Below are 7,417 nucleotides of genomic sequence, written 5' to 3' on the forward strand. Positions count from 1 at the left end.
CGTCGGTCCACAAAGGACCGCCGAGGCGGGCGTTTTTAATTGCGTTGCCGCCCCCGGCGGACTGGGGCATTCTTTCTTCACCACAGCACGCCACCCCGAGAGGAGGAGATCGTGACCCGACGGCAAGACCGGAACCACTGCGGCGCGATCTCCCGCGTCGTTCGCTGATTCCCTTTTCTTTCCGAAGGCTCTTCGCGCCCACCCGCCGCTACCTTGGGTCGGCCGCGGCGAAGAGCGCGGTCTGCGCGCCTGCCCGGGGAGGGGTGCGTGCGCAGACCGCCTTGTCCCGGTAGCTCAGCAGGACAGAGCGCGGCGCTACGAACGCCGAGGTCCGAGGTTCGACTCCTCGCCGGGACGCCAGAAAAGCGCACAATGGACGTATGACCACTGCCGCCGATCCCGTCGCCGGGTACGTCGGGTTCGCCGCCGCGCTGCGCGAAGCCGGTGTCGCCTGCGACGCGCACCGCGTGCAGGCGTACCTCACCGCCGTGGCGGAGATCGACGTCGCCGAACCCACCCGGCTGTATTGGGCCGGGCGGCTGACGCTCTGCTCCAGCCCCGACGACCTCCCGTACTACGAAGAGGCCTTCAGCCAGTGGTTTTCGATCGAGACCACGACGCCGAAGCGGGCGACGTCCGCCGCGCCCAAGAAGGCCAGGATCGCCCCGCTGGGCGAGGCCGACGGCGGGGACGCCGCGGGCGGCGAAGGGCAAGACCAGCTGAAAGTCGCCGCCAGCGCCCACGAAGTGCTGCGCCACCGCGACCTCGCCGAACTCACCACCGCCGAGCGCGAACACCTCCGCGAGCTGCTGGCCACCCTGAAGCCCGCACTCCCGAAACGCCCGGCCGCCCGGCGGACGCCGTCGCGGCGCGGCCGGCTCGACCCGCCGCGGACGCTGCGCGCCATGCTCGCCAGTGGAGGCGAGCCCCTCCGGCTCGTCCACGCCCGGCGCGGCAGCCGGCCGCGGCGGGTGGTGCTGCTCATCGACGTCTCCGGCTCGATGAGCCCGTACGCCGACGCCCTGCTGCGGTTCGCCCACGTCCTGACCCGGGCCGCACCGCCGTCCGTCGAGGTGTTCACGCTCGGCACGCGGCTGACCCGGGTGTCGCGCCAGCTGCGGCAGCGCGATCCGGAACGAGCGATGCTCGCGGCGGGCTCGGCCGTGCCGGACTTCGCCGGCGGCACCCGGCTGGGGGAGACGCTCCAGGCGTTCCTCGACCGCTGGGGCCGGCGCGGGGTGGCGCGCCGCGCCGTGGTCACCGTGTTCTCCGACGGCTGGGAGCGCGGCGACACCGGCCTGCTCGGCGAGCAGCTCGCCCACCTGCGCCGGCTCGCGCACGCCGTATTCTGGGTGAATCCGCACGCCGGCCGCGCGGGGTACGCTCCGGTCCAGTCGGGCATCGTGGCCGCGCTGCCCCACATCGACCGGCTCCTGGCCGGGCACACCCTAGCCACCTTGGAACGACTGCTCGGGGAGATTTCCGATGCGTGACGTACTCGACGACGTGTTCCGCCGCTGGTCCGACGGGGAGACCGTCGGCCTCGGCACCGTGGTCGCCACCTTCTCCTCGGCGCCGCGCGCGCCCGGCGCCGCGATGGTCGTCGCCCCCGACGGGACCGTCGCCGGCAGCGTGTCCGGCGGCTGCGTCGAGGGCGCGGTCTACGAGCTCGCGCAGGAGGTCGTCGCCGAGCGCAAGCCGGTGCTGCAGCGCTACGGCGTCAGCGACGACGACGCCTTCGCGGTCGGCCTGACCTGCGGCGGGATCATCGACATCTACGTCGAGCACGTCGACCGCGCGTCGATGCCGGAGCTCGGCGACGTCGTCGCGTCGGTGCGCGGCGGCGAGCCGGTCGCGGTCGTCACGGTCATCGAGCACGAGCAGGAGGGCCTGGTCGGCGAGCACATGATCGTCTGGCCGGACCGCGCCGCGGGTTCGCTGGGGTCGTCGCGGATGGACGACGCCGTCGCCGACGACGCGCGCGGCCTGCTGGCCAGCGGCCGCACCGGCACCCTGCACTACGGCCCGGACGGGCAGCGCCGCGGCGAGGGGATGGCGGTGTTCGTCAACTCCTTCGAGCCGCCGCCCCGGCTGCTGGTCTTCGGCGCGATCGACTTCGCCGCCGCGATGGCCCGCATGGGTGCCTACCTCGGCTACCAGGTGACGGTGTGCGACGCGCGGCCGGTGTTCGCCACCACCAGCCGGTTCCCGGACGCGCATGAGGTCGTCGTCGACTGGCCGCACCGCTACCTGCGGGCCGAGGCGGACGCGGGCCGCGTCGACCGGCGCACGGCGATCGCGGTGCTGACCCACGACCCCAAGTTCGACGTGCCGCTGCTCGAAGTCGCGCTGCGCCTGGACGTCGGGTACGTCGGCGCGATGGGCTCCCGCAAGACGCACGACGACCGGTTCGCCCGGCTGCGCGAGGCCGGGATCACCGAGGCGGAACTGGAACGGCTGTCGTCGCCGATCGGTCTCGATCTCGGTGCGCGCACGCCGGAAGAGACGGCCGTGTCGATCGCCGCGGAGATCATCGCGCTGCGGTGGGGCGGTGGCGGGAAGCGGCTCGCGGAGCTGTCGGGACGCATTCACGGCTGACTCAGCCAGGTGGCCGATAAAGTTCACCCATCCGGCGTTCCGCAGATACGGCGTTTTTCCGCACCTCAGCGCGTATCTGCGGAACCGGTAGTTGAACGTGTGACATCAGGGCTTGAAGGCGCGAAGGTCGCGTAGCACGCTCGGGGTCTGTGAGCCCGATCACGGTCGGGCAGGCCGTTCCCGAACCGGCTTTTGGAGGCCTGATGCGCATCACCGTCACCGTCGACGGGACGAAGTACACCGACGAAGTCGAACCCCGCACCCTCCTCGTGCACCACCTACGGGAAAAACTCGGGAAGGTCGGCACCGTCGTCGGCTGCGACACCAGCAATTGCGGCGCCTGCACCGTCCACCTCGACGGGCACAGCGTGAAGTCCTGCTCCGTGCTGGCCGTGCAGGCCGACGGCTGCGAGGTCACCACCGTCGAGGGCCTCGCCCGCGACGGCAAGCTGCATCCGGTGCAGCAGGCGTTCCACGACAACCACGCCCTGCAGTGCGGGTTCTGCACGCCGGGGATGATCATGCAGTCGATCGACCTGCTGGCCGACAACCCGGACCCGGACGAACAGGCCGTCCGCGAGGGTCTCGAAGGCAACCTCTGCCGCTGCACCGGCTACCAGAACATCGTCCGCGCGGTCCGCGACGCCGCGAAGCACATGAGCCCGGGCGCCGGGCCGGAAGCCGAGCGGATCGCCGAGAACAAGCACGTCGGCGTGGGTGGTGACTGATGACCGCCACGATCGAACCGGAGGTCGGCAAGTCCCGCCGCCGCAAGGAGGACGAGCGGCTGATCACCGGCCGCACCCGGTGGACCGACAACATCACGCTGCCCGGCCTGCTGCACCTGGCCGTCCTGCGCAGCCCGTTCGCGCACGCCAAGATCGTCTCGATCGACACGTCGGCGGCGAAGGACGCGCCCGGCGTCATCGCCGTCTACACCGCGCAGGACCTCGACCCCGAAGGCGCGGTCGGCATGCCCTGCGCGTGGCCGATCACGCCGGACATGAAGGCGCCGCGCCGCCCGGTGCTCGCCGCCGGCACGGTCAACTTCGCCGGTGAAGGCGTCGCGGTCGTCGTCGCGCGCTCGTCCGCCGAAGCGCACGACGCGCTCGAGGAGATCGACGTCGAGTACGACGAGCTGCCGGTCGTCCTCGACATGGAAGCCGCCATCGCCGACGGCGCGCCGCTGGTCCACGAGGACCTGGGCACGAACACGAGCGCGGTCTGGAAGTTCGATTCGGCCGAAGCCGGCACCGGCGACAACGTCGAGGACGCGATCAGCTCGTCGGAGGTCGTGCTCAAGCGCCGTTTCCGCCAGCAGCGCCTGGTCCCGGCGTTCATGGAGCCGCGCGCCTGCGTCGTCGACCCGACCGGCACCCAGATCACCATGTGGTCGGCCACGCAGATCCCGCACATCCTGCGCGTGATGTCGGCGCTGACGCTCGGCATCCCCGAGCACAAGCTGCGCGTGATCGCCCCGGACGTCGGCGGCGGCTTCGGCGGCAAGATCGGCGTCCTGCCCGAAGAGATGATGTCGCTGCTGGTCGCGCAGAAGCTCGGCAAGCCGGTCAAGTGGAACGAATCGCGGTCGGAGACGATGCTCGCCGCCCACCACGGCCGCGACCAGATCCAGGACCTCACCATTTCGGCGACCCGCGACGGCCAGCTCACCGGCCTCAAGGTCGAGCTGCTGGCCAACCTCGGCGCCTACAACGGCCTGGTCGGGCCGGGGGTGCCGATCCTCGGCGCGTTCATGTTCAACGCGATCTACAAGATCCCGGCGTACCACTTCGCGTGCACCAACGTGTACACGACGACGACGCTGACCGACGCCTACCGCGGCGCCGGCCGCCCGGAGGCGACGTTCGCCATCGAGCGGATCATGGACGAGCTCGCCGTCGAGCTCGGCATGGACCCCCTTGAGCTGCGCGAGAAGAACTGGATCAAGCACGAGGAGTTCCCGTTCACGACCGTGTGCGGGCTGACCTACGACTCCGGCAACTACGAAGCCGCCACCGAGAAGGCGAAGCAGCTCTTCGACTACGACGGCCTGCGCGCCGAGCAGGAGCGGCGCCGCGCGGCGAAGGACAAGGTGCAGCTCGGCATCGGCATCTCGACGTTCACCGAGATGTGCGGGCTCGCGCCGTCACGGGTGCTCGGCTCGCTCGACTACGGCGCCGGCGGCTGGGAGTACGCGTCGATCCGGATGCTGCCCACGGGGAAGGTGGAGGTCACGACCGGCGCGTCCGCGCACGGCCAGGGCCACGAGACGGCGTGGAGCCAGATCGTCGCCGACCAATTGGGCGTCGCGTTCGAGGACGTCGAAATCCTGCACGGCGACACGCAGTCGTCGCACAAGGGCATGGACACCTACGGTTCGCGCTCGCTGGTCGTCGGCGGCATCGCGATCGTCAAGGCCGCGGAGAAGGTGATCGCCAAGGCCAAGCCGATCGCGGCGCACCTGCTCGAATGCGCCGAAGACGACCTCGAGTTCGCGGGCGGCAAGTTCACCGTCAAGGGCACCGGCACGTCGACGTCGATGGGCGATGTCGCGCTCGCGGTCTTTGCGGCGCACAACTTGCCCGACGGGGTCGAGCCGTCGCTCGACTCGGACGCGACGTTCGACCCGGAGAACTTCTCGTTCCCGCACGGCACGCACCTGTGCGCCGCTGAGGTGGACACCGAGACGGGCCGGATCACGCTGCGCTCGTACGTCTGCGTCGACGACGTCGGCGTCGCGGTGAACCCGCTGATCGTCGAGGGCCAGGTGCACGGCGGGCTCGCGCAGGGCATCGCGCAGGCGCTGTTCGAGGGCACCGAGCACGACGAAAGCGGCACGTTGACGACCGGCACGTTCGCCGATTACCTGCTGCCGTCGGCGGCCGACCTGCCGTCGTTCACCACCGACCGCACGGAAACGCCGTCGACGACGAACCCGCTCGGCGCCAAGGGCGTCGGCGAGGCGGGCACGATCGCGTCCACCCCGGCGGTGGTCAACGCGGTGATCGACGCCGTGCGGCCCTTCGGCGTCGACGACATCGAGATGCCGCTGACCCCGATGCGGGTGTGGCACGCCATCCAGCACGGCACCACCGACGCGGGCGGTCCCGGCCGCGACGAAGCGGGCGGCGGATTGGGTTCCATCGACGCCACCGGAGGTGCGCAGTGATCCCGGCTCCCTTCGACTACGTCCGCCCGTCCACAGTGGACGAAGCGGTCCAGGCGCTGGCGACGGCGGGCGAGGACGCCAAGGTGCTGGCGGGCGGGCAGAGCCTGCTGCCGGTGCTGCGGATGCGCCTCGCGGCGCCGACGACGCTGATCGACCTCGGACGCGTCGCGGAACTCCGTGGCGTCCGCGAGGAGGGCGACTCGCTGGTGATCGGCGCGATGACCACGCACTACGACGTCCAGCGGGACGCGTCGGTGGCTGCGCACGCGGCGTTGCTGAAGTCGGCGACCGACACGGTGGCCGACCCGCAGATCCGCCACCGCGGGACGCTGGGTGGCGCGATCGCCCACGCCGACCCGGCCGGCGACCTGCTGGCGCCGGTGCTCGCGCTGGACGCCTCGCTGGTGGTGGCCGGCCCGTCGGGGCGGCGCACGGTGCCGGCCGCGGACTTCTTCCGCGACCTGTTCACCACCGCGCTGGCGCCGGACGAGCTGCTGGTCGAGGTCCGCATCCCCAAGCACACGGGGTGGCGGGCGCACTACGAGAAGTTCAACCGCGTCGCCCAGGCGTGGTCGATGGTGGCGGTCGCGGTCACGGTTCGTACGGAAGCGGGCGTCATCGAGGAGGCCCGGGTCGCGCTGACGAACATGGGCTCGACCCCGATCCGCGCCTCGGGCGTCGAGTCGGCACTGGTCGGCGTCCAGGCATCGGCGGAATCGATCGCGGCGGCGGCCTCCCACGCGGCGGAGGGCACGAATCCGCCGGTGGACAGCAACGCCGACGTCGAATACCGCCGTCACCTGGCGCAGGTGCTGACGGGACGCGCCATCGCGGCGGCCGCGGGAGCCTGACGCGGCACCCTGGCCGCCGCTCCGGCGGCGGCTAGGGTGGGCAGCGGACCCGTCCGCTTTCAGGAAGGAGGTCGGCCCGTGCGGCTCGACCACGAATTCACCGTCCCGGCTCCGATCGGCGAGGTCTGGCAGGCGGTCACCGACCCCGAGCGCGTCGCCCCGTGCATGCCGGGCGCCACGCTGACCAAGGTCGAAGGGGACAGGTTCAGCGGAACGGTGAAGGTCAAGCTCGGGCCGATTTCCTTGCTGTACAAGGGAAACGGCGAGTTCCTGGAGAAGGACGAGGCAGCCCGCAAGGTGACGATCAAGGCCTCGGGCAAGGATTCCCGCGGCTCCGGAACAGCGGCGGCGACGGTAACGCTGACGTTGACGGAGAAGGACGGCGCAACCCACGGATCGGTGGCCACCGACCTGGCGATCACGGGCAAGCCGGCCCAGTTCGGACGCGGGTTGATCAGCGAAGTGGGCGGCAAGATCCTGGACACGTTCGCGGGCTGCCTGTCGGGAAAGCTGGCCCCGGCGGAGGGGGAAGGGACGGCCGCTTCGGCTGGAGCCGCCTCGGCGAAGGGCGACACCCCGGGCCAGGCGAAGGCTGCCACGGCTGCTTCGGCTGGTGCTGCCTCGGCGAAGGCCGCCACGGCTGCCTCGGCCGGTGCCGCCCCGGCGAAGGCCGCTGCGCCCGGCGACGCCCCAACCCAGGTTGCCCCCGCCTCGGCGAAGACCACTGCGGCCGGCGATGCCCCGAGCCCGGCTGCCCCCGCCGGCGCGGCCCTGGCGCAGGGCACCCCGGCCGGCGATG

The 7,417-nt window shown here is 71.6% G+C and carries 6 protein-coding genes and 1 tRNA gene; all 7 read left to right on the top strand.

Translation table 11 applies throughout. The annotated features are described in order from the left end of the window. The first annotated feature begins 283 nt into the window (after positions 1–283). Positions 284–360 (top strand) — tRNA-Arg (locus ACWEVN_RS44690). A gap of 20 nt (positions 361–380) precedes the next feature. After that, positions 381–1,493 carry a vWA domain-containing protein gene (locus tag ACWEVN_RS44695; protein ID WP_449685048.1) on the top strand — a complete coding sequence of 371 codons (1,113 nt, stop codon included), beginning with the start codon at positions 381–383 and terminating at the stop codon, positions 1,491–1,493. Then, positions 1,486–2,598 carry an XdhC family protein gene (locus ACWEVN_RS44700; RefSeq protein WP_452055328.1) on the top strand — a complete coding sequence of 371 codons (1,113 nt, stop codon included), beginning with the start codon at positions 1,486–1,488 and terminating at the stop codon, positions 2,596–2,598. The genes ACWEVN_RS44695 and ACWEVN_RS44700 overlap by 8 nt, the downstream gene beginning before the upstream one ends. Positions 2,599–2,801: 203 nt before the next feature. Continuing rightward, positions 2,802–3,326, top strand: coding sequence for a (2Fe-2S)-binding protein (locus ACWEVN_RS44705; protein WP_091306596.1), 525 nt, complete (start codon positions 2,802–2,804; stop codon positions 3,324–3,326). Further along, a complete protein-coding gene (locus ACWEVN_RS44710) occupies positions 3,326–5,767 on the top strand; it encodes a xanthine dehydrogenase family protein molybdopterin-binding subunit (RefSeq protein ID WP_452055329.1) in 2,442 nt (813 codons plus the stop codon). Before ACWEVN_RS44705 ends, ACWEVN_RS44710 begins: the two co-directional genes overlap by 1 nt. Beyond that, the gene (locus ACWEVN_RS44715; protein ID WP_449685051.1) at positions 5,764–6,618 is read left to right on the top strand and encodes an FAD binding domain-containing protein; all 855 of its coding nucleotides are present in this window, start codon (positions 5,764–5,766) and stop codon (positions 6,616–6,618) included. Before ACWEVN_RS44710 ends, ACWEVN_RS44715 begins: the two co-directional genes overlap by 4 nt. Before the next feature lie 78 nt (positions 6,619–6,696). Continuing rightward, positions 6,697–7,417, top strand: a 721-nt coding sequence (locus tag ACWEVN_RS44720; RefSeq protein ID WP_452055330.1) for an SRPBCC family protein, incomplete at its 3' end; no start/stop codon positions are given.

The organism is Amycolatopsis sp. NPDC003861 (assembly GCF_053605405.1).

Excerpts from the sequence above, each read along its gene's own strand:
- ACWEVN_RS44710 (WP_452055329.1), top strand. The coding sequence starts at position 3,326 with ATGACCGCCACGATCGAACCGGAGGTCGGCAAGTCCCGCCGCCGCAAG.
- ACWEVN_RS44695 (WP_449685048.1), top strand. The coding sequence starts at position 381 with ATGACCACTGCCGCCGATCCCGTCGCCGGGTACGTCGGGTTCGCCGCC.
- ACWEVN_RS44705 (WP_091306596.1), top strand. The coding sequence starts at position 2,802 with ATGCGCATCACCGTCACCGTCGACGGGACGAAGTACACCGACGAAGTC.
- ACWEVN_RS44700 (WP_452055328.1), top strand. The coding sequence starts at position 1,486 with ATGCGTGACGTACTCGACGACGTGTTCCGCCGCTGGTCCGACGGGGAG.